25 protein-coding genes and 1 pseudogene are annotated in these 24,633 nt (G+C 72.8%); 18 read left to right on the forward strand and 8 right to left on the reverse strand.

All coding sequences use genetic code 11. The features are described from left to right. Positions 1 to 111: 111 nt before the first annotated feature. The 3 genes from A3CE_RS0146210 to A3CE_RS0146220 form a co-directional block, all read right to left on the reverse strand. Positions 112 to 351: a hypothetical protein gene (locus A3CE_RS0146210; RefSeq protein ID WP_020646929.1), complete on the reverse strand. Its 240-nt coding sequence runs from the start codon at positions 349 to 351 to the stop codon at positions 112 to 114. Between the two features lie 98 nt (positions 352 to 449). Next, a complete protein-coding gene (locus tag A3CE_RS53850) occupies positions 450 to 2,684 on the reverse strand; it encodes a right-handed parallel beta-helix repeat-containing protein (protein WP_020646930.1) in 2,235 nt (744 codons plus the stop codon). 189 nt (positions 2,685 to 2,873) lie between these two features. Further along, positions 2,874 to 4,508, reverse strand: coding sequence for a DUF6345 domain-containing protein (locus tag A3CE_RS0146220; protein WP_020646931.1), 1,635 nt, complete (start codon positions 4,506 to 4,508; stop codon positions 2,874 to 2,876). Positions 4,509 to 4,832: 324 nt separating this feature from the next. Here A3CE_RS0146220 and A3CE_RS0146225 point away from each other — a divergent pair, with 324 nt between their 5' ends. The 3 genes from A3CE_RS0146225 to A3CE_RS0146235 all read left to right on the forward strand — a co-directional run bounded on the left by A3CE_RS0146225 (position 4,833) and on the right by A3CE_RS0146235 (position 7,630). Next, positions 4,833 to 5,150 (forward strand): hypothetical protein, encoded by a 318-nt coding sequence (locus A3CE_RS0146225; RefSeq protein WP_020646932.1) that lies wholly within the window; start codon positions 4,833 to 4,835, stop codon positions 5,148 to 5,150. An 89-nt stretch (positions 5,151 to 5,239) separates the two neighbouring features. Beyond that, positions 5,240 to 6,748, forward strand: a complete 1,509-nt coding sequence (locus tag A3CE_RS0146230; protein ID WP_020646933.1) for a CehA/McbA family metallohydrolase — start codon at positions 5,240 to 5,242, stop codon at positions 6,746 to 6,748. Positions 6,749 to 6,814: 66 nt separating this feature from the next. Then, positions 6,815 to 7,630 carry a hypothetical protein gene (locus A3CE_RS0146235; RefSeq protein WP_245589726.1) on the forward strand — a complete coding sequence of 272 codons (816 nt, stop codon included), beginning with the start codon at positions 6,815 to 6,817 and terminating at the stop codon, positions 7,628 to 7,630. A 119-nt stretch (positions 7,631 to 7,749) separates the two neighbouring features. Here A3CE_RS0146235 and A3CE_RS0146240 read toward each other — a convergent pair whose 3' ends face one another. Continuing rightward, positions 7,750 to 8,958 (reverse strand): MFS transporter, encoded by a 1,209-nt coding sequence (locus A3CE_RS0146240; protein ID WP_020646935.1) that lies wholly within the window; start codon positions 8,956 to 8,958, stop codon positions 7,750 to 7,752. Positions 8,959 to 9,039: 81 nt separating this feature from the next. Here A3CE_RS0146240 and pdxR point away from each other — a divergent pair, with 81 nt between their 5' ends. After that, positions 9,040 to 10,461: a MocR-like pyridoxine biosynthesis transcription factor PdxR gene (pdxR, locus tag A3CE_RS0146245; protein WP_020646936.1), complete on the forward strand. Its 1,422-nt coding sequence runs from the start codon at positions 9,040 to 9,042 to the stop codon at positions 10,459 to 10,461. A 48-nt stretch (positions 10,462 to 10,509) separates the two neighbouring features. Here the strand turns inward: pdxR and A3CE_RS0146250 are convergent, their stop codons facing one another. After that, positions 10,510 to 10,983: an SRPBCC family protein gene (locus A3CE_RS0146250; RefSeq protein WP_020646937.1), complete on the reverse strand. Its 474-nt coding sequence runs from the start codon at positions 10,981 to 10,983 to the stop codon at positions 10,510 to 10,512. Between the two features lie 145 nt (positions 10,984 to 11,128). Here A3CE_RS0146250 and A3CE_RS0146255 point away from each other — a divergent pair, with 145 nt between their 5' ends. Beyond that, positions 11,129 to 11,647: a bifunctional nuclease family protein gene (locus tag A3CE_RS0146255; protein ID WP_020646938.1), complete on the forward strand. Its 519-nt coding sequence runs from the start codon at positions 11,129 to 11,131 to the stop codon at positions 11,645 to 11,647. An 85-nt stretch (positions 11,648 to 11,732) separates the two neighbouring features. Then, positions 11,733 to 12,701: a sigma-70 family RNA polymerase sigma factor gene (locus A3CE_RS0146260; protein WP_020646939.1), complete on the forward strand. Its 969-nt coding sequence runs from the start codon at positions 11,733 to 11,735 to the stop codon at positions 12,699 to 12,701. Here A3CE_RS0146260 and A3CE_RS52910 read toward each other — a convergent pair. Continuing rightward, entirely contained in the window at positions 12,665 to 13,144 is a 480-nt protein-coding gene (locus A3CE_RS52910; RefSeq protein ID WP_020646940.1) for a DUF2087 domain-containing protein, read from the reverse strand. The two genes, A3CE_RS0146260 and A3CE_RS52910, sit on opposite strands and share 37 nt — an antisense overlap. 91 nt (positions 13,145 to 13,235) lie before the next feature. Here A3CE_RS52910 and A3CE_RS0146270 point away from each other — a divergent pair, with 91 nt between their 5' ends. From A3CE_RS0146270 to A3CE_RS0146290, 5 genes are read left to right on the forward strand one after another with little or no spacing between them, the layout of a single operon-like run. Continuing rightward, positions 13,236 to 14,879 carry a fatty acyl-AMP ligase gene (locus A3CE_RS0146270; protein ID WP_043791476.1) on the forward strand — a complete coding sequence of 548 codons (1,644 nt, stop codon included), beginning with the start codon at positions 13,236 to 13,238 and terminating at the stop codon, positions 14,877 to 14,879. After that, positions 14,872 to 15,129: an acyl carrier protein gene (locus tag A3CE_RS0146275; protein ID WP_026469521.1), complete on the forward strand. Its 258-nt coding sequence runs from the start codon at positions 14,872 to 14,874 to the stop codon at positions 15,127 to 15,129. The genes A3CE_RS0146270 and A3CE_RS0146275 overlap by 8 nt, the downstream gene beginning before the upstream one ends. 1 nt (position 15,130) lies before the next feature. Continuing rightward, complete coding sequence (locus tag A3CE_RS0146280; protein WP_020646943.1) at positions 15,131 to 15,448, forward strand: hypothetical protein; 318 nt, start codon at positions 15,131 to 15,133, stop codon at positions 15,446 to 15,448. After that, positions 15,448 to 18,537, forward strand: a complete 3,090-nt coding sequence (locus A3CE_RS59485) for a WXG100 family type VII secretion target (RefSeq protein ID WP_020646944.1) — start codon at positions 15,448 to 15,450, stop codon at positions 18,535 to 18,537. Before A3CE_RS0146280 ends, A3CE_RS59485 begins: the two co-directional genes overlap by 1 nt. An 8-nt stretch (positions 18,538 to 18,545) precedes the next feature. After that, the gene (locus A3CE_RS0146290; protein WP_020646945.1) at positions 18,546 to 18,923 is read left to right on the forward strand and encodes a hypothetical protein; all 378 of its coding nucleotides are present in this window, start codon (positions 18,546 to 18,548) and stop codon (positions 18,921 to 18,923) included. A gap of 18 nt (positions 18,924 to 18,941) precedes the next feature. Here the strand turns inward: A3CE_RS0146290 and A3CE_RS0146295 are convergent, their stop codons facing one another. After that, a complete protein-coding gene (locus tag A3CE_RS0146295) occupies positions 18,942 to 19,745 on the reverse strand; it encodes a class I SAM-dependent methyltransferase (protein WP_020646946.1) in 804 nt (267 codons plus the stop codon). A 40-nt stretch (positions 19,746 to 19,785) separates the two neighbouring features. Between A3CE_RS0146295 and A3CE_RS60035 the strand changes: the two are divergent. The 7 genes and pseudogenes from A3CE_RS60035 to A3CE_RS0146325 form a co-directional block, all read left to right on the forward strand. Further along, positions 19,786 to 20,076: pseudogene (locus A3CE_RS60035) on the forward strand (alpha-amylase family glycosyl hydrolase); the annotation flags it as partial. A gap of 99 nt (positions 20,077 to 20,175) precedes the next feature. Beyond that, complete coding sequence (locus A3CE_RS0146300; RefSeq protein ID WP_020646947.1) at positions 20,176 to 20,364, forward strand: ANTAR domain-containing protein; 189 nt, start codon at positions 20,176 to 20,178, stop codon at positions 20,362 to 20,364. 151 nt (positions 20,365 to 20,515) lie between these two features. Beyond that, positions 20,516 to 21,070, forward strand: a complete 555-nt coding sequence (locus A3CE_RS0146310) for a hemerythrin domain-containing protein (protein ID WP_020646949.1) — start codon at positions 20,516 to 20,518, stop codon at positions 21,068 to 21,070. Between the two features lie 5 nt (positions 21,071 to 21,075). Beyond that, entirely contained in the window at positions 21,076 to 21,213 is a 138-nt protein-coding gene (locus A3CE_RS57605) for a hypothetical protein (RefSeq protein ID WP_020646950.1), read from the forward strand. Between the two features lie 115 nt (positions 21,214 to 21,328). Continuing rightward, positions 21,329 to 21,754, forward strand: coding sequence for a DNA polymerase ligase N-terminal domain-containing protein (locus A3CE_RS60040; RefSeq protein WP_245589727.1), 426 nt, complete (start codon positions 21,329 to 21,331; stop codon positions 21,752 to 21,754). Then, positions 21,751 to 22,533, forward strand: coding sequence for an ANTAR domain-containing protein (locus tag A3CE_RS0146320; RefSeq protein ID WP_020646951.1), 783 nt, complete (start codon positions 21,751 to 21,753; stop codon positions 22,531 to 22,533). The genes A3CE_RS60040 and A3CE_RS0146320 overlap by 4 nt, the downstream gene beginning before the upstream one ends. 97 nt (positions 22,534 to 22,630) lie before the next feature. After that, entirely contained in the window at positions 22,631 to 23,026 is a 396-nt protein-coding gene (locus tag A3CE_RS0146325; protein WP_020646952.1) for an STAS domain-containing protein, read from the forward strand. A gap of 200 nt (positions 23,027 to 23,226) precedes the next feature. Here the strand turns inward: A3CE_RS0146325 and A3CE_RS0146330 are convergent, their stop codons facing one another. Further along, on the reverse strand, positions 23,227 to 24,633 hold the full coding sequence (locus A3CE_RS0146330) for a PP2C family protein-serine/threonine phosphatase (protein ID WP_020646953.1): 1,407 nt from the start codon (positions 24,631 to 24,633) through the stop codon (positions 23,227 to 23,229).

Here is a 24,633-nt window from a genome sequence, read left to right on the forward strand (position 1 = left end):
CCACAAAAAGCGACCCGCGCCACACTGCCGGGGCCCCGTTTCACGCGAGGTCTGCGACAAAGGGCGTCGCGCAGCCTACGGCCGGGAGAACATCCGGTGACGGGGGCCTCGTCAAGAAGCCAGCAGGACGTCCGAGTCCAGCACCTGGCCCAGCTCGCGGCGTTCGGCGTCCGACAACGGGACGGCCGCGACGCTGCAGCGGCCGTCGGGGCCGGGTGCGGTCGTGATCGCCAGGACGGACTTCCCGTCGATCTCCCGCAGCGTGACCCGGCCGCCGCACGAGAGGTCCACCGTGATCCCGGGGCGGTCGCGGTGCCTGCCCAGCCAACGGCCGACGAAGTCGAAGGTCATCGCGGTCTCCCCTCGGAACGAGTACCCCTCTTGGAGCACAGGTGTGCTTCCGAGATGCCCCGGATACCTCGTGTTCACACCCGGTCGTGGTGAAAAGGTCACCGCGGCCCGGCCGCGGCCATCACCGATTTCGCGGCGTCGGGCCAGTTTCCGCCGGTCACGACGGTCGTGTCGCTGATGACGACGTTCGTGCCGAGGTTCTTCACGACCGTGTTGTCGGTGAAGTTGTGGTGGATCGTGATGTCGTGGATGGTCGGCGTCCACATGCCCACCCAGCGGCCGGTCTCGTTGCTCACCACGTTGTCGTGGGTGTCCCACCACGAGCTGCCTTCGTCGTGGTAGAGCATGTTGTTGTTGTGCGGCGCGGTGTGCACCCAGTTGCCCGCGGTGACCGATCCGGCCGCGGCGTCCTGGCCGCCGAGGGTGTAGATCGGGCCGCCGTCGAGCAGCGTGCGCATCACGTCGTGGATGTCGTTGCCGAGGATGCGGTTGGCGCCGGAGTAGATCGTGCCGCGCCGGCAGGCCTTCAGGCCCTGCTTCGCCTGCAGCTCGCACGGTGACGCCCAGCCCCAGCCCCAGCCGAGCGAGATGCCCGAATACGGCGTTTCGGCGATTTCGTTGTGCTCGAGGGTGAGCCGGCGCCCGTGCCCGGCCCAGATGCCGACGGCGTCGTGGTAGTCCTGCCCGACGCGCGTGATCGTGCTGTCCGCGACGGTGATGTCGAGCGTCATGCGGGCGGGGTCGGCGAGGTAGTAGTCGTCGACCTCGCCGATCGCGATGCCGCCCGCGGAGGTGTCGGTGATCGTGGTGCGGGTGATGCGGGCGTCCTGGGTGCCGTCTTCCAGGGCGATCCCGGCGCCGCCGAGCTGCCGGAAGGTGCTTCGGTCGATCGTGATGTCCCGCCCGCGGTCGATCTCGAGCGCGGCGGGCGGCCGGATCGGCGCGTGCGGCGCGGCCGCGGCCCACTGGACACCGGCCTGGTTGTCGACGTAGCCGTCGCGGGACGGCAGGGTCCACGTCGTCCCGGTGAAGGTGAGGCCGCTGAAGCTCAAGTCGTGCGCGGGCCGCACGACGTCCGGAGTGACGACGAAGGCGTCGACCAGGAAGGTCCGGTCGGTGCGGCTGGTCAGCGTCACCGTGTGCCTGCCCTTCGGCAGGTCCTTCACCGCGTAGACGACCTGCTGCGCGAGCCGGACGTCGCCGGCTTCGGTGTGCGGCCGGGGATCGGGGCGGCCGTCCACGGTCGCGGTGAAGGCGCCCTGGTCGGTGTTCGTCTCCGCGAGGACGTCGAGGCCGGTGCCGGTGAAGGTGTAGCTCACCGACGCGCCCGGGGTGGTTGTGACGTGCACGCCGTCCTGGAAGTCGCCCAGCGCCCGGTCCGCCGACGTCGTCCACGCGCCCCGGTAGGTCGCGGTGTCGTCGTCGGCCGGTGTCAGGTGGCCCGGCGTGCCCTCCGCCGAGACGAGCGTCTCCAGCAGCGGGAGCTCGACGTCGGCCTTCGCCATGTCCTGGCCCGGCAAGGGGATGTAGGAGAGCCGGCCGGCCGCGCGGTCGAGGTACCACTGGCCGGGCTTGGTCAGCAGCTCGTAGGCGTTTTCGACCCAGCTGACGCCGTCGAGCTTGGGGAGCCCGTTGCCGTTGAAGGGGAACTGCCGGTTGATGACCGCGGTGTTGTTGTTGCGCCAGCAATCGGGCTGGACGGTCAGTGCCGATCCGGTGCCCTCATGGGTGATCGAAGCGAGCGGGCAGCGCATGTGCTTCCACTTGTTCTCCTGCGCCACTTCGACGTCCTGCTGGTTCGTCAGCGCGGCGAAGGATGGATCCGGGGTGCTGAAGCCGGTGGCGGTGACCGTGAAGGTCGCGGGAGCGAGCGCGGTGCGGGCGCGTTCGGCGCGGACGCCGTCGACGAACAGCTGCCGTGTGCCGGTGCCCTTGGGAACGCTCGCCGTGTAGATGCCGCGGGCGGGGTCGGTGCGGGTGAAGCCGGTGACCCGCCGGGCGCCCGTGAGCACCGGCGTCTCGCCCGGGGCGGCGCGGAACGCGACCTTCGCGGCCGTCCGCGGCAGTTCGAGAGTCCGGTTCAGGCGGTAGGTTCCGCCACGCAGGAGCACCGTGACGTCGCCATGTTCCCCGGCGAGCCGCCGGGAAGCGCTTTCCAGCGAACACGGGTGCGGGACCGAGCAGGCCGTGCCGTGGCCGTCCGGTGCCGCGACCAGCGTGCGGCCGGGTGCCGCGCCCGCCGGAGCGGCCAGCGTGACGCCCGCCAGCAGAACCGCGCCCAGTGCCGCACTCACTGCCGCACTCACTGCCGTGCTCAGCCGTCCGAAGTCCATGGCCCGACGCTGACACCTCATACATCAGATGTCAACGCACCTTCTGTCGTAGTCGGTGGTGTTACGTGCGGAAATGCGCCTCAGACATCGGATGAATGTGTCGGTGGATGGGACGGCGAGCGGATCGGCGAGCGGGCCGGCACCCCCCGACTGGGTGCCGGCCCGTCCTTCTCCCGTTGCGCCTCGGCGTCAGCGCAGGGGCGCCTCCAGGACGTACCGCTTCGCGAGGCCCTCCCCGCAGTCCACTTCGACGGTTCGCCGGACGACGTGCGTGCCGTCGTCGCCGCGCAGCGCGTAGCCGACCGCTGTCGAGTCCGGGATCGTGCGGACCTCGGCGGGCACCCGGCCGCCTGCCGACAGCCGGCGCAGCAGGCGCTGCGCCGGCGCGTCGAGTGCCTCGTCCACAGTGGACGGGTTGCGGGTGTCTTCCCGTCCCGGCGAAGGCGCCGCGGGCGCGCTGCCGGCCAGCCGCTCGACCTCGCGGGTGGCGTCGACGATCGTCGTCACGGTGCCGCCGCCGTCGATGCTGACGCGCACCTCGCCGAGGCCGGGCGTGACGACCGGGTGCCCGTCGACCAGCTGTGTGAACACGACGTGGGTTTCGCGCACCCGCGGGTCGGCGATCTCGTCGGCCGTGCCGCCCGCGTGGTACTGGTGGCGCACCTTGTCCGCGACCAGGTCGACGCGGTCGGCCAGGCCGAAGGTCTCCACGGCGTCCTGCGCGATCCGCACCGCTTCGGCGGCGCTCGGCGCGTCCCGGCCGGTGCCGTCGGCCTCGGCGAACGTGATCTCGCGGACGCCGCGGTGGTCGATGGTCAGCCGCGGGCCGCCATCGCCGCTCGGGCCGGCGCCCAGTGCGACGCCGTGCGGGCCCAGCGCGTCGTCCGGCAGCCCGCCGTCGAGCCGGACGCCGTAGTGTCCGGCCAGCTCGGTCAGCCGGGACGGCGAGAGCCGCTGCGGCGCGAACCGGGCCGTCTGCGGCGAGCCGGGCAGCTCCAGGCGGTCCTCCCGGATGCTCTTGGCGGCGTCGTACCAGGTCCACCACCACCAGTTCTTCGACGCGGCGGCGGTGGAGAAGTTCCCTTCGTTCCACAGCCGGTCCTGCGCTTCGGCCTGCGTCGCCCCGCACGCGACGACCGACGGCGCCTGGTGGGGGTCGATTTCCCACGACGCGTCCAGCCACGCCTTGCTGAACTTGCGGCCGTTGGCGTTCCACTTGGTGAAGAAGAGCGCGCCGTAGTCCGGGTTGTCGACGCTGGTCGTCTCGAAGCCGAAGATCATCCGCAGGCCCAGGTTCGCCGCGTCCCACGTGCGGATCGGGCTGTTGCCGCCACCGATGCGCAGCGAGAGGCAGGTGGAGAAGAACAGGTAGCGCGCGACCTCGTTGCCCAGTCGCATATCGGCCGAGTTCACCCAGGCCGACCCGCCCCAGGTGCCGCCCATCGGCATCGAGAAGACGCCGTTGCCGTCCATCGTCCCGTGTCCCGAGTGGTACTCGGCGACGCAGGCGTCGAAGCCGTAGGTGCCCTGCCAGTCGTCGTACTCTTCGCCGTAGATCCACGACAGCACGCCGCCGTCGCGATACCAGAAGTTCGGCGCGGTGAACTTATTGACGTAATTGTAGAAACCACCCGCGTCTTCGTGGGTGAAGGAGAGGTCGCTGATCCCGGGCGGGAAGTCCTCGATGGAGCAGAAACCGTACCGGTTGGCGCCGCGATCAGCCGCGACCCCGGTCGCGGCGAACGGATCTCCCGAGGTCAGCGCCCGCGCGGCAGCGGGCGCTGACGGTGGCGCGGTGACCGCGCCGTTCTTGAGCAAAGCCATGGTTCCTCCCCGTCGACAGCAGAATGAATCGATCCGACGTTAGCCGTCAAACCGGCGGAATCGGAGCTGATACATCTTTTTGCCACACCTTCAGCTCAATTTTTTCAGTGCTGAACCGATTCTGTGGGCCATTCCCGGAAATGTGCGCGACCCGGTCAGGGGCAACCGGCCACAGTGGACTTCGCGGTCACGCCGGGGTGGCGCGCCGATGGGCGCCGCCCCCGGTTTCCACGTTACCGGGGAGGACCGGCAGAATGCGGACGGCGACCGGATTCCGCCAGGGACGAGGCGTGCCGGGCGTGGGGGCGCGGCCATGATGGCCGGATGAAGCTCGGGCAGTTGGCGTCGGTGGCGCGGGAGATGTTCTCCGCCAAGGTGGTCTACGGCGAACCCGTGGAGCGTGACGGCACGGTCGTCATCGCGGCCGCGGCGGTCTTCGGTGGCGGGGGTGGGGGCGGCGACGGCGCGGCAGCGCGGGAGGGCGCCGGGTTCGGGGTGTTCGCCCGGCCTGTCGGCGCGTTCGTCGTCCGGGACGGCGCTGTGACCTGGGTGCCCGCCGTCGACGTCACGCGGCTCGGGCTGGCCGCCGCGGTCGGCGTCGTCGCTCTCGCGAAGATCCTGGCAAGACGTACCCGGTCCTGATCGGGAACCGGCGAAAGTTCACCGGCGGTTCTTGTTCGCGTTCGCGTTGGCGGCCTAGCGTCGGGATGTCGTCCGATGCGGAGGTACGCATGAGCACTGGGGACTTCAGCCGGCGGACGCTGCTGCGCGCGGGCGGGGTGGCGGCGGCCGTGGGCATGCTGCCCGGCGTCGCGTTCGCCGACCAGCCGGGTGGGGCCGGCAGCCAGACCCGGACCGTCACCGGCACCCTGCAACCGGACGTGCCGGACTGGTACTACCTGCCCGTCGACGTCCCGCGCGGCGTGCGGCAGATCGACGTCGTCTACTCCTACGACAAGCCCGCGGTGCCCGCCGGCACCCGCGGGAACGCCTGCGACATCGGCATGTTCGGCCCCGAGGGCCACGAACTGGGCAACGCCCGCGGCTTCCGCGGCTGGTCCGGCGGCTTCCGCGACCGGTTCTCGATCAGCGCGTCCGAAGCGACGCCCGGCTACCTCGCCGGGCCGATCGAGGCCGGCCGGTGGCACGTCATCCTCGGGCCGTACACCGTCGCGCCGCAGGGCCTGCACTACCGGGTCGACATCACGCTCACCTTCGGGCCCGGCGGCCCGCCGTTCAAGCCGAACCCGGCGCCCGAGACCGCGCCGGCCCGCGAGCGCGGCCGTGCCTGGTACCGCGGCGACAGCCACCTGCACACCGTCCACTCCGACGGCCGCCGCACACCGGAGCAGCTCGTCGCCGACGCCCGCGCCGCCGGGCTCGACTTCATCGTCTCCACCGACCACAACACGTCCAGCTCACAGCTCGTGTGGGGCGACTACGCCACCGACGACCTGCTGATCCTCAACGGCGAAGAGGTGACGACCCGCTCCGGGCACTGGCCCGCCATAGGGCTGCCCGCCGGCACGTGGATCGACTGGCGCTACCGGGCCGGCGACCCACGGGACTTCCGGCGCTTCACCGACCAGGTCCACCGCGCGGGCGGCCTGGTCACCGCGGCGCACCCGTTCGCCGGCTGCTTCGGCTGCACCTACGAATTCGCCTACGAGCTCGCCGACCTGGTCGAAGTCTGGAATGGCCCCTGGACCCAGGACGACGAGGCGAGCGTCATCCACTGGGACGGGCTGCTGCGCGGCGGCCGGTTCATCCCGGCGATCGGCGACTCCGACGCGCACCACCCCGACCAGCGGGTCGCGCTGCCGCACACCGTCGTCCTCGCCGACCGGCTGCGCCGCCGTGAGCTGCTGGCCGGGCTGAAGGCGGGCCGCTCGTGGCTGGCCGAGTCGGCCGCCGTGCAGCTGGACTTCACGGTCTCCGGTGGCGACGCCGGCGCGGGCATCGGCGAACGGCTGGCCGTCGGCACCGGCACGCCGGTGACCGTGAAGGCGGCCGTCAGCGGGGTGCCGGGCACCACCGTCACCTTCCTGGACCAGCTCGGCCCGGAGCACACCGAAACCGTCGGCGACTCGGGGGTGGCCACGGTCACGTGGACGACCTACCCCCGCTACAGCCGGTGGGTGCGGGCCGAGGTCCGCCGTCCGGCCGGCGGTCCGAACACGACGGTGCCCAACGCGATGGTGGCGATGACCAACCCGATTTTCCTGGGCACCGGCCACTGAACCCCCACCCGGTGCGCCGCGTCCCCTGGTTGGGCAGACTGGGGCGAACGGGTGACGGGAGACAGGGTGCGTGGTTGTGGCCTGAAGGTGGCCATCTTCCTGGGGGCGGTCGTCGTGCTGACCGCGGGGATCGTCGTGGCGGTGGTGCTGTCGCGCGGGTCCGTGCGGACGCCGGGGTGCACGGTGGCGCTGCCCGGGCAGAACGCGTCCGCGTACACGTTCACCCCGGAGCAGATGAACAACGCCGCGACGATCTCGGCCGTCGGGGCGAAGCTCGGCCTGCCCCCGCACGCGGCCACGATCGCGCTGGCCACGGCGTTGCAGGAGTCGAAGCTGCGCAACCTCGAGGGCGGTGACCGCGACTCGGTCGGGTTGTTCCAGCAGCGGCCCAGCCAGGGCTGGGGCACGATCGCCCAGCTGCGCGACCCCGTCTACGCGGCGACGGAGTTCTACCAAAAGCTCGAGAAGCTCCCGGACTGGGAGACCCTGCCGATCACCGAGGCGGCGCAGGCCGTCCAGCGCTCCGGCGCCCCGGACGCCTACGCGCAGTGGGAGCCGCAGTCCCGCGCCATGGCCGCGGCCTTCAACGGCCAGTTCCCGGCCGCGCTGACCTGCCGCAACCTGACCCTGGCCGCCCCGGCGGACCTCGCCGCGGCGGCGACGGGCGAACTGGGCGCGGCTCGCCTGAGCGGCGCGCACCCGGCGGCGCAGGGCTGGACATATGCGACCTGGCTGGTCGGCCGGGCGGCGGCGCTGGGCGTGGACAAGGTCAGCTTCGCCGGCCGGACATGGACGGCGGAGTCCGGAGCCTGGGCAGCCGACGCGGCGGCCGGCCCGGACCTCTCGGTGCACCAGACAAGCGCCGCCCAGGTCAGCGAGTAACGCTCCGGCCCAAACGCCCCGATGTGGCGTTGGGTGCGTCAGACGCACCGAACGCCACATTGGGTGCGCTGGACGCACCGAACGCCACATGGGGGCGCTCGAGAGCCGGGTCAGCCTGGTCAGCGGGTGGCGGCGGCCCAGCGGACGGCGGGCCCCATCGTCCAGCCGGCGACCGCGAAGACCGCGCCCATGAGCAGCCAGCCCGGCAGGCCCCAGCCGACCACGACGGTGCTCAGCAGCACCGGCCCGATCGCGCGCGCCACCGACGTCCCCGTGCCGAAGAAGCCCTGGTACTGACCCTGCTTGTCCGCCGGTGCGAGGGCGAAGCCGATCTCCCAGGAGCCCGCCGACTGCAGCATTTCGCCCAGTACCTGCACGAGCGCACCCACGACCAGCACCCCGAAAGCGGTCCACGGCGAGGTGCCGAAAGCCGAAAGCGCGAAGGCGACGCAGGACGCGAGCAGGAGCACGCCGGACCGGCGGACCATCCGCGCCGCCGAGCCGATGCTCGCCGACCGGCCCGCGACGCGGACCTGCAGCAGCACCACCACGACCGTGTTGAGCACGAACAGCGCGGACACCGTCCAGCCCGGCGCGGCCGTCCGCTCGACTATCCACAGGGGAATCGCCACGCTCAGCAAGGGCATGCGCAGCAACAGGATCGCGTTGAGCACCGTCACCAGCGCGTACGGCCGGTCGCGCAGCACGGCCAGTTTCGGCTCCCCGGCGCGCGGTGCCGAGGCGCGTGGGACCGCCGGGAGCGCATACAACAGTGCCGCCGTCACCACGAAGCTCGCCGCGTCGAGCGCGAAGACCGTCAGGTACGCCGACGCCGTGTCGGCCGCCAGGGCCAGCCCGCCCAGTCCGGCGCCGACGGCGAGACCGGCGTTGCCCGCGGACTGCAGGTGCGCCCGGACGCGCGTCCGCCGCTCCGGATCGGCGAGCGCGGCCAGCAGGGCCTGGCGGGCAGCCGCCAGCCCGGTCTGGCAGCTGCCGTAGAGGCACGCGGCCAGCACGAACGGCAGGGGCGAGCGGACCGCCACGAAGGCCAGGACCGACGTGCCCGTCGCCAAGGCCAGCAGCACCGCCGAGCCGCGGGCGCCGTGGCGGTCGGCGAGGTGGCCGAGCGGCACCCCGGCGACCGAGCCGACCGCCCAGCCGAGCGTCAGGCCGAGCCCGACCTGCGCCGGTGTCAGGCCGGCGATCCGCGTGAAGAACAGCACCGAGCAGGTCAGGAACGCGCCGTCGCCGAGCGAGCCGGCCAGCTGGGCGGCGGCGAGCAGCCGGCCGGGGCGCCGGGTCGCCGGGCGTTCGAGAGTCACCGTCATACCGGTCACGTTAGGGCGAAACTTGGCCCTGTCCCAGATCCAATTACGACCAAACGCATTGGGCCAATGTAGGGTCGCGGGATGGACTTCCACGTCAGCCTGGCCGGGCGTGGCGACCTCAGCGTCCGGATCTACCGGCAGCTGCGCGACGCCGTGCTGGACGGCAGGCTGCGGGCAGGCGAGCGGCTGCCGCCGACCCGGGAGCTGGCGCGGCGCCTGGCCGTTTCGCGCAACACCGTCGCGGTCGCCTACGACCGCCTGACCGCCGACGGCTTCCTGACCGGCCGCGTCGGCGCCGGGACGTACGTCTGCGCCGAACTTCCCGCGCCGAAGCCCCGCAAGGCCGCTTCGGTGCCGGGGCCACAGCCGAAGGCGGTGTGGCGGTCGCTGCCGCCCCCGGTCGCCGCCGCGGAGCGGGCGCCGGTGTACGACTTCCGCGTCGGCATCCCCGACGCCGCGCTATTCCCGCTGGAAACCTGGCGGCGGCTGCTCGCGCGGGAGCTGCGGGACGCCGCCGGGTTCGCCCATTACGCCGATCCGGGCGGGCATCCGGGCCTGCGCGCGGCGATCGCGCGCCACGCCGGCGTCTCCCGTTCGGTGCGCGCCGACGCGGACGACGTGCTCGTCACCCAGGGCGCGCAGCAGGCTCTGGACCTGCTGTGCCGCGTGCTCCTCGAGCCCGGGGACCGGGTGGCCGTCGAAGAGCCGGGGTACCGGCTGGCGAAGCTGCTCTTCGCTTCGCACGGCGCCGAAGTCGTCGGAGTTCCGGTGGACGGCGAAGGCCTCGACGTCGCCTCGCTGCCCCCGCGGACGAAGCTGGTGTACGTCACGCCGTCACACCAGTTCCCGCTCGGCACGCCGATGTCCCTGGCGCGGCGCACGGCGCTGCTGGAGTGGGCCGGACGCGCGGACGCCGTCGTCGTCGAGGACGACTACGACAGCGAGTTCCGGTTCTCCGACCGTCCCCTGGAACCGTTGCAGAGCCTGGACCGCGCCGGGCGGGTCGCCTATGTCGGGTCGTTCTCCAAGACGCTGCTTCCCACGCTGCGCCTGGGTTTCCTGGTCGCCCCGCCGTCGCTGCGGGACGCCCTGCGCCACGCGCGGCAGCTCTCCGACTGGCACGGTGATCTGCCCGCTCAGGCCGCATTGGCCCGGTTCGTCGACGAGGGTCTGTTCGCCCGCCACCTCCGCCGCGCGACGAAGGTGTACGCGGAGCGCCACGAGCGGATCACGGCGACGCTGGAAAGCGTCTTCGCCGGCCGCTTGCGGCTGGTGCCCTCGGCGGCGGGCCTGCACCTGTGCGCCCTCGCGGACGAGGGCACCGACCTGGAGCCGATCGCCGCCCGCGCGGCGGCCGGCGGCGCGGCGGTCCAGACGCTGTCCGATCTCTGCGGCGGCTTCCCGCGGCCGGGCCTGGTCCTCGGCTACGGCTCGATCCCCCTGGACCGCATCGACGACGGCCTCGCGACGCTCGATCGCGCCTGGACCTCCCCAAGTCCGTGAATGGCACATCGAGGGACTCTATGTCCCTCGATGTGCCATTCACGGACTTCACGCGGCGGCGCGAGCCTCCGCGCGGGCCTTGAGCGCCGCGAGGGTGTGTTCGATCGACCGGACGTTGTAGCCGGGCCGGTCGGCTCGTCCGGTCACGCGCGGGCCCATGAACTTCCGCACCACCCAGCTGCCGATCCGGTACCAGTTCTCGGTGACCACGCAGCCGGTCGCGCTCGGCGCCAGCACGTATTCCCAGCGGGAAACCCGCGAGCCGAACGGCGTCCGCACGTCGAAGGCGAACCGGCGGTCCGGCTCGAACGCGACCACCCGCACCCGCGTCCACCAGCTCAGCTCGCCGTTGCGGTTGCGCCCGCGGAAGCGCGCCCCGAGCGCCGGGCCGGTCTCGTCCAGCCAGCGGCCGCCGACGTTCTCCGGGCTCAGCTCGCCCATCCGCGGCAGGTCGGTGACCCACGACCACACCGTGGCGGGGGCGGCCGGGACGTCGGTGCTGCGGGAAATCGTCGGTTCCACGTCACGACGGTGACAGTGGCGCGCCGGGTGGGGCAAGGAATCCCCGGGTTGTCCGCAGCCGAGGAGAGCTCACCCGGGAATCGCGGTTGCGACCGGGCCGTTCTGGGTACCTCGCGCGCGGAGGAGTGTCGACACGGAGGGTGCGGTGGTCAGCGTGATCCCGATCGAGGTCGTGGGCATGGCCGTTCCGGTGCCGGGTGAGGCACCGCTGATGCTCCTTCGCGAGCCGGAGGGCGCTCGCCGCTGGCTCGCGATCATGATCGGGTACGGCGAGGCCGAGGCCCTCGTCCGGGCCCGGGAGCAGATCGCGCAGCCGCGCCCGGGCACGATCGAGCTGCTCGGCGACGTGCTCGCGGCGTTCGGCCAGGGCCTCGCCGCGGTCGAGCTGACCGAGGTGCGGGACGGGATCTTCTACGCGGACCTCGTCCTCGCCTCCGGCACCCGCGTGTCGGCCCGCCCGAGCGACGCCGTCGCGCTGGGCCTACGCCAGGGCGCGCCGATCAGTGTCGCCGAAGAGGTGCTCGACGTCGCGTCCGTGCAGCTCGAAGTCGAGCAGGAGACCGAAGGGCCGGCCGCCGACGTGCTGGACACCGAGGCCGAGGTCGCCCAGTTCCGCGCCGAGCTCGAAGACCTGCGGCCGGAGGACTTCGGCGACCCCGGATAGAAAACCGGGTGAAAATGTTCTCCCGCCCTCGATGAATCCCGGCCGCGGTGCCGGTACACCTGTCGAGACGGCCGGAGGGAGAACGATGCAGGACTTCGCCGCGCGCACCGAGCCGCACCGGCGTGAGCTGCTGGCGCACTGCTACCGCATGCTCGGCTCGGTGCACGAGGCCGAGGACCTGGTGCAGGAGACCCTGGTACGCGCCTGGAAGGCGTGGGCGGGCTACGACCCGGCCCGCGCCTCGGTGCGCACCTGGCTGTACCGGATCGCCACCAACGCGTGCCTGACGGCGCTGGAAAGCCGGGCTCGGCGGCCGCTGCCGTCCGGGCTCGGCGGCGCGGCGGGCGACCCGGCCGCGCCGCTGACGCCGTCGTTCGAAATCCCCTGGCTGCAGCCGTTCCCGGACGCGCGGCTGGACGACCCCGGCCTGCGCCTGGCCCGCCGCGGCACCCTGCGGCTGGCCTTGCTGGCGGCGATGCAGACGCTGCCGCCGAAGCAGCGCGCGGTGCTGATCCTGCGGGACGTTCTGGAGTTCAGTGCGGCGGAGGTGGCCGGGTTCCTGGACACGACACCCGCGGCCGTCAACAGCGCTCTGCAGCGCGCCCGCGCCGGGCTCGTCGGCCTGTCGGCCGACGAGGTGGCCGAACCGGACGACAGCGCGGTGGACGCGGTCCTGGACCGGTACGTGCGGGCGTTCGAACGCGCCGACGTCGCGGGCCTGGTCGAGCTGCTGACCGACGACGTCGTGATGGAGATGCCGCCGGTGCCGCTCTGGTTCCGCGGCCCGGACGCCTACGGCCGGTTCCTGGAGCGCCTGTTCGCCATGCGCGGACCCGATTGGCGGATGACGCGCACGGCGGCCAACGGCCAGCCCGCGCTGGTGGCGTACTGCCGCGACGACGCCGGGGTGCACCGGTTGCACACGCTCCAGGTGTTCACCGTGACGGGGTCGCGGGTCGCGCACAACGTCGTGTTCGCCGATCCCGCCGTGCTGGCGGCGTTCGACCTCCCGGCGGTTCAGCCGGCGGCGCGGGCTTCCGACGGACGGCCGTAGGCGCCGCCGTCGTTGCTCCGCTGCAGCAGGCCTTCGTCGATGAGGTAGCGGCGCAGCGTCGCGTGGTCGTCGTGGACCATCGACAGCTTTTCGCGGACGTCCTGCTCGGTGTAGAGCCGCCCGGGCTCGAACCGCTCGGCGAGGTGGGCGAGCAGCAGCTGCCGTCGCTTGCCCGAGTGCGGGATCGTGACGAGCCGGCCGCGGCTGAACAAACTGTCGAGCGGGTCCACCGGCGCTTTGGCGAGCGCGTCGCGGAACACCTCGGGCACGGCCCGGTAGTGGTCTTCGGTCACGGTGACCAGCCCGGCGTCGGCCAGCCGCTTAGCGAGCTTGGCCGGGACACCGGCGGCCGGGAGTCCTTCGGGCGCGGCGCAGATGCGGGCGAACAGGTGCAGGCGATCGGCGTCCGCGAGGGCGGAGACCAGCGCTTCCGGTGCGGCCATGGTGCCCGACCGTACCGGTCGTCCTGCCCGGGGTGAACCCGGTTTCGCGGACCGGGCGCACGGTTCCCCGGCGGTCCAGTAGGTTGCCACCGTGCCTCGTCCGCCGGTGACCGTGCCCGACGAGGTGCTGCGCGCCTCGATCGTGGACCGGCTGTTCGCGCGTGAGGACGACGGGCGTCCGCTGTTCACCCACCAGGACCACAGCCGCGGCGTCGAGCACACGCTGACGTGGGCCGAGTTCGCCGCCCGCGTCCGGGACGTGGCGGGCGGCCTTCGCCGGGTCGCCGAGCCGGGGGAGCGGATCGCGATCCTCGCGGGCCAGGAACTGGCCTATCCGCTGGCGTTCTTCGGCGCGCTGGCCGCCGGCCTCGTCGCGGTCCCGCTGATGGCACCCGCGAACGCCGCGCAGGCCGAGCGGCTCACCGGCGTCCTCGCCGACTCCGGCGCGCGGGTGTGGCTGACGTCGTCGGCCGCGGCGGCGCGGGTCCGCGAGTTCGGCGACCCCCTGGTGGTCGAGGAGCTGACCGGCCCGGGCGCGGATCCGGTGCCGGTGCCGCCCGAGAGCCCCGCGTACCTGCAGTACACGTCGGGCTCGACCCGCGAACCGGCCGGCGCGGTCATCCCGCACCGGGCGATCGTCGCGGCCTGCTGGCAGGGGAGCCGGGCCTACGCCGTCGACGAGGGCACGACCTGCGCGGGCTGGATCCCGTTCTTCCACGACATGGGCCTGATCCAGCTGCTGTGCCTGCCGGTCTTCGCCGGCGGGCGGTCGGTGTTCATGGCGCCGGCCGAGTTCGTCCACCGGCCGCGGCGGTGGCTGCGGCAGCTGGCAGACCACCCCGCGGTGTTCACCGCCGCCCCGAACTTCGCCTACGACCTGGCAGCCGACGCCGGTCCCGGTGACGACGACTTCGACCTCTCGGACGTGCGGGTCGCGCTCAACGGCAGCGAGCCCGTCCGGCCGCGGACGGTCGAGCGTTTCCAGGAGGTCTTCGGCCCGCACGGGTTCCGGCGCGAAGCCCACCGGCCGTCCTACGGGCTCGCCGAAGCCACCGTGTACGTCGCGAGCGCGGGGCCGGAAGGCCCGCGCGGCGCGGTGTTCGACCGCGAAGCCCTCGCACAGGGCCGTGCGGTCGAAGCCGCGGACGGGCAGGAACTCGTTTCGGTGGGCCGTCCCGTCGGGCAGCTCGTCCGGATCGTCCACGACGGGCGGGAACAGCCCGAGGGCACGGCCGGCGAGATCTGGGTGCACGGCCCGAACGTCGCGACCGGCTACTGGGGCCGCGGCGACGCCGCCGCGTTCGGCGCCACGCTCGACGGCCTCGGCGGCTGGCTGCGCACCGGCGACCTCGGCGTCGTGCACCGCGGCGACCTCTACGTCACCGGACGGCTCAAGGACCTCATCGTCATCGACGGCCGCAACTTCCACCCGCAGGACATCGAAGCCGCGGCCGGGGAGGCCCACCCCGCGGTCCGCCGCGACCGCGTGGCCGCGTTCGGCGTCGCGGACGAAAGCGGCGAGGGCGCGGTGGTGGTGGCCGAATGGGCGCGCGGTGCCGACGCCGACGCCGACGACAAAGAGGTCACCCGGGCGGTGCTGCGGGCGGTGTCGCGGGAACACGACCTCACGCTGCGTGCGGTACATCTGGTCCCTTCCGGCGGACTTCCGCGCACATCGAGCGGCAAGGTGGCCCGGTCGGCCGCCAAGGCACGTTATGGTGGCGCCCGTGGGTGATCACCGCGCCGAGGTCACGAAGGTCGTCAGCGACACCTTCCGGCTCGACCCGGCTCTCGTCGAGCCCGACGCCACCCTGGAGGAGCTGGGCATCGACTCGAAGGGCCGGATCCGCCTGCTGGCGGCACTGGAGATCCATTACGGGGTGACGATCGACCTGGACCGGCTCGATCGGTTCACCGACGTGGCGTCCGTGGCCGACGTGCTCGCGGAAGCACTGGGAACTGGCGAATCCGAGGAGAGGCGCTGAGATGAGCGGCGGCGGGTACACCGCGACGACCGAGGCGTTGTCGACGGCGTCCAAGACCATCGGCGACCTGGCGGAACACCTGCTGGACGACAACCCGGACCTGCAGAACTCGCAGGTGACGGCGGAGAAGTTCGGCCGGGCGCACACCGCGCACGGGGAAAAGTACGCCACGGGCGCGAAAGCGCTGTGGGCCGCGGTTTCCGCGTACAGCACCACACTCGGCTCGCTCGGCACCAACATCGGCACCGCCGGGCAGAGCTACGGCGCCAACGAAGACAACCAGGCCGGCACGATCACGAACGCCGGGGGCTCGCTCTGATGGCGGACAAGAAGAAGTGGTCCGACGTCAAGGCGGTCCTGGACGACCCGAGCGTCCCCGCCGGGCAGAAGAGCGCGCTGATCAGCAGCTGGCTGCGGGAGAACCCGCCACCGCCGCCGTTCCTGGCCGACCAGGAACCGGACGACATCAAGCAGAAGCGGCAGGAAGCCGAAAAGTACGCGCGGGCCTTCAACGCGAACCCGCTGTTCGCCGGCCAGTCGGTCGACGAGGCCTACGACAAGGCCAAGAAGAGCGGGGACCAGAACAGCTACAACGAAGACCAGGAAAAGAAGGCCGTCGACGACGGCAAGACCAAGCTCGACGCCACGCAGCCGCCCGCGGCGGAAGGCAGCACCGGGACCAAGACGTCCGACGAGATCTTCGACGCCGCCGCGCCCGCGCTGAAGCTGTTCGAGACGTTCGGGTCGCTGCTGGCGAAGATCCCGGCCGACTGCCGGGGCAACACCCGCGCGCTCGATCTCGACAAGGACATCCGTCAGCCGTTCGACGAGCAGCGGGGCATCAGCTTCAAGGACTTCGCCGACGACGCCGCGCACTTCAAGCGCGGTTCGGAGACCGTGGACCGGACGATGCAGGACACCGGGTCCCAGCTGGGCACCCTCTTCCGGACCTGGACCGGCGCCGGCGCCAATGCGGCGTCCGACACCTACAACGAGAAGATCCAGCCGAAGTCGGCGAAGCTGTCCCAGACGCTCGGCAACGCGAGCGAAGCGACGCTGCACACCGCGACCACGGTGTTCCAGCTGTGCAAGGGCAAGGCCGACGCGGTCATCGGCATGTACACCGACGTGGTCGGCAAGGCTGACTACACGCTGGCGCAGAAGGTCGTCGCCGTCGCCAACGGCGAGCACGGCAGCAAGGAGGATCTGGCCGAGATCGCGGGCTGGATGGACCTCAACTTCGGCACGAACCTCGTCAAGACGCTCAACGACCAGGGCTGCTGCGACGGCGACGAGATCAAGAAGCACGGCCAGGACCTGGCCAAGCAGTGGGTGCAGAACCAGTTCAACCCCGACATGTGGGACCGGCTGTACCAGGGGTTCGCGAAGACCTGCAAGGACACGAAGGATCTCGTCGACCAGGCTTACGACGCGCTCGACAAGGTCATGGGCTCGGTGCGCAACGAGTTCGAGGGCGTGACGCTGCCGGGGGGCTCGGGAACGGGCGGCGCGGGAACCGGTGGCTCCGGTGGCGGTTCGGGCGCTGGTGGTTCCGGTGCCGGCTCCGGTGCCGGCTCCGGTGGCGGGTCGGGCAGCGGTGGTGCCGGCGGCGGTTCGGGCTCCGGTAGCGGGTCGGGCACCGGTGGTTCGGGCGGCGGTGCCGGCGCCGGGATTCCCGGCTCGGGTTCGGGTTCCGAAGGTTCGGGTTCTGGTGGTGGCTCGGGTTCTGGTGGTGGCTCGGGTTCTGGTGGTGGCTCGGGCGGCGGCTCGGGTTCCGGGAGCACTCCGCCGCCGATCCCGGACGTGGACACACCGTCCGGGGCGGGCTCCGCGGGCGGTTCCGGTTCTTCGGGCGATTCGTCGGGTGGTCAGGATGCCGCGGCGGCGGAGGCCGCGAAGCAGAAGGCCGCAGCGGAGGCGGAAGCGGCGAAGCAGAAGGCCTCGGATGCGCTGAAGTCGCTGGACGGTCCCCCGATCCAGACCGAGTCGGGCGCGGGTGCGTCCGGCTCCTCGGGTTCCGGCGGCGGCTCGGGTTCCGGTGCTGGTACGCCGCCGCCGATCCCGGACGTCGACACGCCCTCCGGCGCCGGCTCCCCGGGTGGTCAGGACTCGGCCGCCGCGGCGGCGGAAGCGGCGAAGCAGAAGGCCTCGGATGCGCTGAAGTCGCTGGACGGTCCCCCGATCCAGACCGAGTCCGGTGCCGGAGCGGGGCTCGGTGACACGCCGTCGTCCGGTGGTGGCGGCCTCGGCGGGGGTTCCGGTGGCTCGGGTGACCAAGAGGCGGCGGTGGAGGCGGCGAAGCAGAAGGCCGCGGACGCGTTGAAGTCGCTCGACGGCGATCCCATCAAGACCGAATCGGGCGAGGGGCTCGGCGACTCTGGCACCGACGACGGCAAGCATGCCGCGGAAGGCGCGGCCGAAGAGGCCAAGAAGAAGGCCGAGGAGGCACTCCACGGCCTCGACGGCGACAAAGACGGGAAGCCCGACGGCCTGCTCGGCGAAGACGGCGACGAACCCGACACCCTCAAGGTCAAGCAGGGCGACAAGACCTTCGAGATGACCGAGCCCGACCACGACGGCAAGATGGACATCAAGGTCGGCGAGGGGCACGGCGACCCGAAGGACTTCAAGCTCGACTGGTCGGCGGACGGTCCACAAGGGACGGATGACGACGGCTGTCACCACCCCGGCCCCGACGGCAAGATCCACATCGAGGACGGGGATCTGAAGATCACCGCCGAACGGCCGGACGGTGCGGCCGGTCCGACGGTCGTCACCGTCGACGACGGCAGTGGCACCCCGACGTCCTACACCCTCGGCGAGGATCACAAGCCGTCGGACGCGCTCGGCGACACGCCCGCGAAGCACGACGACCTACCTACCCACCGCGGCACCCTCGATGACCTCGGCACGGGCACGGATGGTTCCGGCGCGCACCACAGCACGGACGGCCCGCCCGGCGGCCACGGTGCCGGGTCACCCGGCGGCGACGGCGGGTCGGACGGTGCCGGGTCGCACCACGGCGGAACCGGCGCGGCCGGGTTCGGCGGTGGTGGGCACGGCGGTCCGTCGACGGCGGGGTTCGACCCGTCCGGCGCCGGGCTCGGTGACACGCCGACGTCCGGCGGAGCCCACACCGGTGTCGGACTCGCCCAGCCGCAGCCGGCGGCCGCGTTCGCACCCGCCGGCGCGACCGCCGGTCCCGGTGGCCAGTCGATGTCCGGGATGCCGGGCATGGGCGCCATGGGCGGGGGCGCGCACGGCGGCGGGGGCGGGGGCGACACCGAACGGCGGTCCTCGGCCTACCGGATCGACGGCGCGGTGTTCGACAACCTCGGCGAGCCGGGCCGCCGGATCATCGGCTCCCTGAACGACGACGAAGACCCGGCGTCCGCCCGGACCTGGTAGGAGGACGCATGACCGACATCACCGGGATGAAGGCGGAGCTGGACGGCCTCGTCCGCGAACAGGGCGAGCGGCGCGCGCTGCGCGAGCAACGGGGCGAGGAGCTCAAGGCCCGGTCGCACGAGTACATGACCAAACAGGTCCAGGCGGCCGAGCGGTACGTGATGCACCGCCGCGAGCTCGCGCAGCGCAAGACCAAATCCGGCTGGAGCACCGACCGGTCGCAGGCGGAACCGCCGTCGGCTTTCGACGACGGGGTGGAGTTCCCGGGCGCGGGCGAGGCTCCGCCCTTCGCACCGGCGCGCCCGGCCAGGGACGACTCTCCCCGGCACGCCCGGCGCCACCGCGCGGCGGAGGACACCGACGAGTTCGACAACAACCCCTGGTGAAACCGTCCACAGTGGACGTCACGGCCGCCAGAGGTCGACGGCGATTTCGGGCAGCCGCTCGGTGAAGGTCCCGTCCGGGCTCGCCCGGTGCAGCAGCTGCCGAAGCTCGCTCTCGAACTCCGCGCGGCGGCCGCCGAACAGGGACGGCGTCGAGCTGGACAGCGAGAAGACCGCGGCGACGACCTCGTCGGCGGTGCGGTCGGCCACCCACCCCGGGACCACGAACCGCCGCGGCCCGGTGAACCCCGCGCCGCGGTAGATCGCCGGTTCGCCGCCGGGCGTGCCCGCGGGGAGGACACCCCGTCCCGCGCGCCGCACCGGGCCGAGGTACTCCCGCACCAGCTCGGTGATCGCGTCGTGCGGGACGGATCCCTCGACGCCTTCGTGCGTATTCGCGTGCACGTGGGCGCAGCACCCGCCGGATTCGACCATCCCGCGCACCGCCGCGGCGACCCGGGGCCGGTCGAACCAGTGGAACGACTGGGCGAAGGTCACCAGCCGGAACCGGCCGAGCCCCGCGGGCAGTTCCTCCGCGCGCCGGTGCACCCACCGGCAGTTCGGGATCCCCGCCGCCTGACGGCTCGCTTCGCCGAGCATGTCCGCGTCCGCGTCGAGCCCGACCGCCTCCTCGAACATCCCCGCCAGCAGCAGGGTCAGCGACCCGGGTCCGCAGCCGACGTCGAGCAGGCGGCCCGAGCCGTCCAGCCCGAGTTCGGTCGCGAACGCCGTCGCCAGCCCGGGCGGGTACGCGGCCCGGCCCCGCGGGTAGAACTCCGCGCTGCCCGAATAGAGGGACGGGTCCCATTCCCACGTGTCGGCCATGCCCTCAGCGTAGATACTCGGGTGTCATGGACTCCGCGAACTGATCGCTGAAGCGCACCGCTCGGGCTGCGGGTGCTGATCGACGTCGTGCCGAACCACACCTCCGACCGGCACCCGTGGTTCCGGGCCGCGCCGGCCGCCGGGCCCGGCTCACCGCCCGCGCCGGAACACGTCTTGTCCTTCATGCGCGAGCCGGGGTTCGGATGCGTCGTGAACCCTGTCGGCCGAGCCGTGCGAGCTGCCGGACGGTGCGCGGGTGCTGCCGGCGGGCGGGCCGCTCGACGGCGGCCGGGTGCCGCCGGATACCGCGGTGTGGCTCGTGAGGAGTTAAAGGGCGCCATCGAGAAGGGTTCGGTGGAGGGTGTGAAACCGGCGCGACGGGGTATCCGGTCGCGTTCGTTCCGCCGCCGACCGAGCCGGAGGTCTTCCGATGCCCGCGCGAACCGCGCCGCCAGCTGCCACCGACGTCGTCGGGGTGGCGCTGAAAGTCCTGATGGCCCAAGGCCTGAGCCGCTCGGCCGCGTACGCGGCCCTGGTTTCGATGGCGCAGGACAGAGGCGTCCCGGTGGCGCGCTGCGCGGCGCAGGTGGTGGCCGCAGTCGACGGGAGGGCGGGCTGATGGCCGTCACCGGGGGAATCCCGCGGGCCGCGAACGAGGACACCGCTTCGGTGGGCGGCGGCGTGCTGTGGCTCACCGTGGCGAACCGGGACGCGTAACCCGCTCGCGACGGGGAAAGCCTCCTCCACACCGATCGAGGAGGAGATTTTCCATGGCGGAGAACCACGAGGACGTCATCGAGCTGCTGCAGCGCCAGCACCGGGAGATCCGCGAGCTGTTCGCCGGGCTGGACACGGCCGAGGGCGACCGTCGGCGGGAGCTGTTCCACGACCTCGTGCGGCTGCTGGCGGTGCACGAGACCGCGGAGGAAATGGTCGTGCACCCGGAGATCCGCGACCTGGAGCCGGCGGCGAAGCCCGTCGTCGAGGCCCGGCTGGGCGAGGAGCACCGGGCCAAGGAACTGCTGACCACCCTGCAGAAGCTGGGCCCCGACGCGGACGGGTTCGACACCCTGCTCGTGCAGCTGCGGGACGACGTGCTCGCGCACGCCGAGCACGAAGAGCGCGAGGAGTTCCCGCTGCTGCGGGCCCACCGCCCGCCGGAGCGGCTGCGGGCCATGGCCGCGACGGTCAAGCTGGCCGAAGCGGTGGCGCCGACCCGGCCGCACCCCGGCGTGGAGAGCGCGAAGGCGAACCTCCTGCTGGGCCCGCCGGCGGCGATCATGGACCGGGCGCGCGACCTCATCCGCGGCGCGCTGGGGAGCTGACCGCGATGACGGATCCGGACGACGGCGAGCCGGTCGACCCCGAAGAGTTCGCGGAGGAGGCCGGCCTCGACCCGACCTCGCAGGAAGTGGCCGAATACGAAGAGCTGGCGAGGAAGAACCCGCCCTGGTCGTCGCCGGCCTGAGGGCTTCGGGGGGTCCGGGTGGCGGAGCCCCCGGCCCGAGGCGGAGCCTCGGTTGGGCACTGAGGGCTTTCGGGGGTTCGGGTGGCGGAGCCCCCGGCCCGGGCGCTACCAGAGGATGCGCGACTTCGGCCGCACGGCCGAGCCGGCGGGCGGGACCGTGGGCGGCCCGGACGGGCACCGGTTCGTGGTGCAGCGGCACCGGGCCCGCCGGCTGCACTACGACTTCCGGCTGGAGCTCGGCGGCGTGCTGGTCACCTGGGCCGTGCCGAAGGGACCCACGCTGGACCCGAAGGCCCGCCGGCCGGCCGTGCACGTCGAAGATCATCGGCGAGAAGCTGGCCGGCCTGGACGCCGCGGCGCTCGACTCCCGGCAGGACGTGCTCGACCGCGGCTGACGCCCGGTCGGGTCAGCGCGTTGCGCCGGACGGCCGTGCCGGTGCCGTTTCCGCGTGGCCGGTCACACAAAGCGGCCCGGCGACGGAGGCGAAGCACCGGGACTTGCGGTAAATCAAGAGCACCAAGACCGGTGGAGGTGCGGTGACCGAGACACTGATGAACGCGGCGGACCGCTGGAGACCGCTGACCGAATTGCTGCGGGCCCTGCTCGAGCGGATCGGCAGTGAGCTGCCCGGGTGCCTCGGCGCGGGCCTGACCGTCAGCCACCGTGGGCGGCCGCTGCGGGTGCTGGCGACCGCGGGGATCGCCGAGTACCTGGTGCCCGTCCAGCTGGCGCACGGCGGTCCGGTCGCCGTCGCGGACGCGACCGGTGAGGCGGTCACGACGGACGACCTCTTCGGCGACCGGCGCTGGCCCGCGCTGACCCTGGACGCCGTGATCGCCGCCGGTCCGGAGTCGGCCGGGCTCTTCGCGGCGATCCGTGGCGCCGTCGCGCTGCCCGGGTTCTGGGACGACAGCGGGGCGTTCGTGCTTTCGGTCACGCTGGACCGGCCGCCCGGCGACGGAACACTGGCTGTTCTGCGGCGCTACGCGAAGCTCACCGAAATGACCCTGGTGGTCGCGGAGACCGCCACCGCGGGCGACCCCGGCCAGATGCTGGACCTGCTGGCGTCCCGCGCCGCCATCGAGCAGGCGAAGGGCGTGGTCATGGCGGTGCGGCGGTGCTCGCCGGAAGAGGCCTGGCAGACCCTGCGCCGGGCCAGCCAGGAGTTCAACGTCAAGGTCCGCGAGCTGGCCGTCGCCCTCGTCGAGCACCTCGGCGGCCACTCGGCGGACCGGCCGGAGGGCACCCGGGAGATCCGGCCCGGCGCGCCCGCACGCCACGCGGCTGAACGGCTCTGGTCGGCATTCACCACCCACTAGAGCGTTTCCCGATCGGATGGTTGGGTATCAAGACCCCGTCCTTGATCACGTCACTGCGTCGCCGGCCCCGGTCCGGCGCGGAAGGCCTGCCGAACCCGTGTCCCCCACCTCCCCGGTCCGCACCCGGTCCGCGCCGCTGACGGCGCGCCGGACGGCGTACCGCCCCGGTCTCCTGGTGCTGACCTTCGCCGGCGAGATCGACGCCCTGACCCTGCCGATCCTCGAGCGCGAGCTGGGCGCGGCGCCACCGGGGACCACGATCGTGGACCTCACGCAGGTGGAGTTCATCGGCCTCGCGGGCGCCCGCGCCCTGGCCGCTGCGGCCGAACGGGCGGGCACCGAGGGACGGCGGTTCGGGGTCGTGGCGAACAGCCGCACCCTCGCGCGCCTGTTCCGGATCACCGGCCTGGCCGCGGTGGTGCCGATGTTCGCGTCGCTGTCGGACGCGCTGCGGGAGCTGCTGTCGGCCGGGGTGCACGACACCGCCTGCTGACGCGGCCGGCCGGGATGCCCGGCGGCTCGCCCGAAACTGTCGGACCCCTGCGGTAACGTGAAATTCGGGGGTCCCCCTGGCAGGCGACCTCCGCTTGGTGCCGCCCGCACGCATCCCCAAGTTCGTGATGGCCACCTTGAGGAACTTCAAGTTCCTCAAGGTGGCCATCACGAACTTGCCGGGAGCCGGGACGGCCGACCTCAGGAGCGCCAGCGGGCGACCAGCACGGCTGTGTCCTGCCGCAGCTCGCCGCCGCTGTGGGTGAGGATCGCGCGGGTGAGCCTGCGGGCTATTTCCGGGGGCAGCTCGCCGGCGTCGTCGCCGAGGTGCCGGGCGATCCGGTCGCGGCCGAACGGCTCGCCCGTCCGGTCCCGGTTTTCGGCGGCGCCGCGGGAGTGCAGGACGAGCAGGTCGCCCGGTTCGAGCCGGACCACGGCGGCCCTGGCCGGTCCGCCCGTCGCCGCGGACCGCGTGCCACCGGCGGCGGCCGCGGGGAAGACCTCGCCGCCGCGAACGAGCAGTGGCCCGGGGTGCCCGGCGCCCAGCCAGCGCAGCTCGCCGGTGCCCAGGTCCAGCTCGGCGACCACGCCGGTGACGGGTGGGGCGTCCGGCAGGGCGGCCGGCTCGGCGCCGGCCGCGGCGAACTGGTCGCCGAGCGGGGCGCCGTCGTGCCGCGCGGCGCGGTAGGCGGACAGGGCGTTGACCACGGCGATGTTCGCGCCGCCGGAGCACGGCCCGGCGTCCAGCAGCGCCAGCTGCGCCCGCTGTTCCGAGAGGGCGTAGTCGAACACCGTGCCGCACAGGTCGTACGCCGGCTGGATGCTCGCGCCGACGACGACGCTCTCGGTGGCGCCGGTCAGCGGCGGCAGGCTCTGCCACAGCAGCTCGGCGGGGGAGCCGCGGTGCCGTCGCCGTCGCCGGCTGTCCAGGCCGTCGCCGTACTGGGTCGTGACGGTGACGAGGTGCCCGAGCAGCGCGGCCAGCCAGCGGCACTGCTCCCGCAGCACCGGGTCGTCCGGGTCGGCGTCGTCGGCCGGGACGATCTCCAGCACCCCGAGCCGTTCCACGCCGTCGAGCAGCACCGTCCACAACGTGCCTTCCCGCGTGACGGTGGTCCCGGCGCGGCGGTACACGTCCCCGCCGACGGTCGTCTCGATGTCCAGCTCCGCCGCGCCCGGCCGCAGCGGCACGAGCGTGCGCTGGTCGTAGTCGGTGAGGTAGACGCCGATCGTCAGGTCGAGCGCGCGCCCGGCCTCGGCGACGACGGCGGGGAGCCGCTCCGGCGGGGCGCAGTGCGCGCCTTCGAGCAGGTCGACGAGCGCCCTCAGCGGGCCGTGCAACGGTTTCGCGTCGCTGACGGAGTGGCTGTAGGGGGCGCGGGCCGGGCCGGCCACCTCGTCGAGCCGCTCGTTGACGGCGTGGGCGAGCATGTCGCGGTCGACGCGGGGCAGCGCGGTCAGCCCGTTGAGGTAGGCGTCGAGCTCCAGCAGGCTCAGGCTGCCGCCGAGCGCGAAGTACCGCATCCACAGCTGTTCCAGCGTCAGGTCGCTCCGGGCGAAGCAGGCGACGATCAGCCGTCGCTGTTCCTCCTCGGGCAGGAAACGCAT

This window comes from Amycolatopsis balhimycina FH 1894, from assembly GCF_000384295.1.
Classification (GTDB): Bacteria; Actinomycetota; Actinomycetes; order Mycobacteriales; family Pseudonocardiaceae; genus Amycolatopsis; species Amycolatopsis balhimycina.

Excerpts from the sequence above, each read along its gene's own strand:
- A3CE_RS0146210 (WP_020646929.1), bottom strand. The coding sequence starts at position 351 with ATGACCTTCGACTTCGTCGGCCGTTGGCTGGGCAGGCACCGCGACCGC.
- A3CE_RS53850 (WP_020646930.1), bottom strand. The coding sequence starts at position 2,684 with ATGGACTTCGGACGGCTGAGCACGGCAGTGAGTGCGGCAGTGAGTGCG.
- A3CE_RS0146220 (WP_020646931.1), bottom strand. The coding sequence starts at position 4,508 with ATGGCTTTGCTCAAGAACGGCGCGGTCACCGCGCCACCGTCAGCGCCC.
- A3CE_RS0146225 (WP_020646932.1), top strand. The coding sequence starts at position 4,833 with ATGAAGCTCGGGCAGTTGGCGTCGGTGGCGCGGGAGATGTTCTCCGCC.
- A3CE_RS0146230 (WP_020646933.1), top strand. The coding sequence starts at position 5,240 with ATGAGCACTGGGGACTTCAGCCGGCGGACGCTGCTGCGCGCGGGCGGG.
- A3CE_RS0146240 (WP_020646935.1), bottom strand. The coding sequence starts at position 8,958 with ATGACGGTGACTCTCGAACGCCCGGCGACCCGGCGCCCCGGCCGGCTG.
- pdxR (WP_020646936.1), top strand. The coding sequence starts at position 9,040 with ATGGACTTCCACGTCAGCCTGGCCGGGCGTGGCGACCTCAGCGTCCGG.
- A3CE_RS0146260 (WP_020646939.1), top strand. The coding sequence starts at position 11,733 with ATGCAGGACTTCGCCGCGCGCACCGAGCCGCACCGGCGTGAGCTGCTG.
- A3CE_RS52910 (WP_020646940.1), bottom strand. The coding sequence starts at position 13,144 with ATGGCCGCACCGGAAGCGCTGGTCTCCGCCCTCGCGGACGCCGATCGC.
- A3CE_RS0146280 (WP_020646943.1), top strand. The coding sequence starts at position 15,131 with ATGAGCGGCGGCGGGTACACCGCGACGACCGAGGCGTTGTCGACGGCG.
- A3CE_RS59485 (WP_020646944.1), top strand. The coding sequence starts at position 15,448 with ATGGCGGACAAGAAGAAGTGGTCCGACGTCAAGGCGGTCCTGGACGAC.
- A3CE_RS0146290 (WP_020646945.1), top strand. The coding sequence starts at position 18,546 with ATGACCGACATCACCGGGATGAAGGCGGAGCTGGACGGCCTCGTCCGC.
- A3CE_RS0146295 (WP_020646946.1), bottom strand. The coding sequence starts at position 19,745 with ATGGCCGACACGTGGGAATGGGACCCGTCCCTCTATTCGGGCAGCGCG.
- A3CE_RS0146300 (WP_020646947.1), top strand. The coding sequence starts at position 20,176 with ATGCCCGCGCGAACCGCGCCGCCAGCTGCCACCGACGTCGTCGGGGTG.
- A3CE_RS0146310 (WP_020646949.1), top strand. The coding sequence starts at position 20,516 with ATGGCGGAGAACCACGAGGACGTCATCGAGCTGCTGCAGCGCCAGCAC.
- A3CE_RS57605 (WP_020646950.1), top strand. The coding sequence starts at position 21,076 with ATGACGGATCCGGACGACGGCGAGCCGGTCGACCCCGAAGAGTTCGCG.
- A3CE_RS60040 (WP_245589727.1), top strand. The coding sequence starts at position 21,329 with ATGCGCGACTTCGGCCGCACGGCCGAGCCGGCGGGCGGGACCGTGGGC.
- A3CE_RS0146330 (WP_020646953.1), bottom strand. The coding sequence starts at position 24,633 with ATGCGTTTCCTGCCCGAGGAGGAACAGCGACGGCTGATCGTCGCCTGC.